Annotated in this window: 1 protein-coding gene; it reads left to right on the forward strand. The window is 71.1% G+C overall.

Annotation, left to right across the window (positions count from 1 at the left end; translation table 11 throughout):
- Positions 1-857, forward strand: an 857-nt coding sequence (locus PV419_RS52925) for an acyltransferase domain-containing protein (RefSeq protein ID WP_319701255.1), incomplete at both ends; no start/stop codon positions are given.

Consider the following 857-nt stretch of genomic DNA (forward strand, 5'->3'; position numbering starts at 1 on the left):
CGTTTCCCGGTCTTCGCGGAGGCGTTCGACGAGGTGTGCGCCCTGCTCGACCCGCATCTGGAGCACTCGCTCGCCGACGTGGTGCTGCGCTCCCAGCCGGAGGCGGGCCTGCTGGACCACACCACCTACACCCAGGCCGGGCTGTTCGCCCTCCAGGTGGCGCTGGCCCGGCTGCTGGACGCCAGCGGTGTACGCCCGGACGCGGTGATCGGCCACTCCATCGGCGAAATCGCCGCCGCCCACGTGGCGGGCGTCTTCTCGCTCCAGGACGCCTGCCGCCTGGTCGCCGCCCGCGCCACCCTTCTCGGCGGCCTGCCGCCCGGCGGCGCCATGACCGCCCTGGAAGCCACCGCAGAAGAAACAGCCGGCCTCCTGGCGCCCTACGACGGCCAGGTCACCATCGCCGCCCTCAACGCCCCCACCAGCACCGTCATCTCCGGACCGGCACAGGCCGTGGCCGAGATCCACCAGACCTGGAAGGCACACGGCCGCAAGGCCAAACAGCTGACCGTCTCCCACGCCTTCCACTCCCCCCTGATGGACCCGATCCTGGACGACTTCGCCACCGCCATCCACGACCTGACCTACCACCCACCCCACATCCCCCTGATCAGCAACCTCACCGGCCAGCCGGCAGGCAAGGACATCACCACCCCCGACTACTGGGCCAACCACATCCGCCAACCCGTCCACTTCCACCCCGCCATCACCCACACCGCACCCCACACCACCGCCTACATCGAAATCGGCCCCGACCCCGTCCTGATCCCGGGCGCCCAACACACCCTCGACGCACTCGACACCCCGCCCGCGCACCCGCCCGTCCTCATCCCCACCCTCACCCGCACCCAGCCCGA

The organism is Streptomyces sp. ME19-01-6 (assembly GCF_033793745.1).
Lineage (GTDB): Bacteria > Actinomycetota > Actinomycetes > Streptomycetales > Streptomycetaceae > Streptomyces.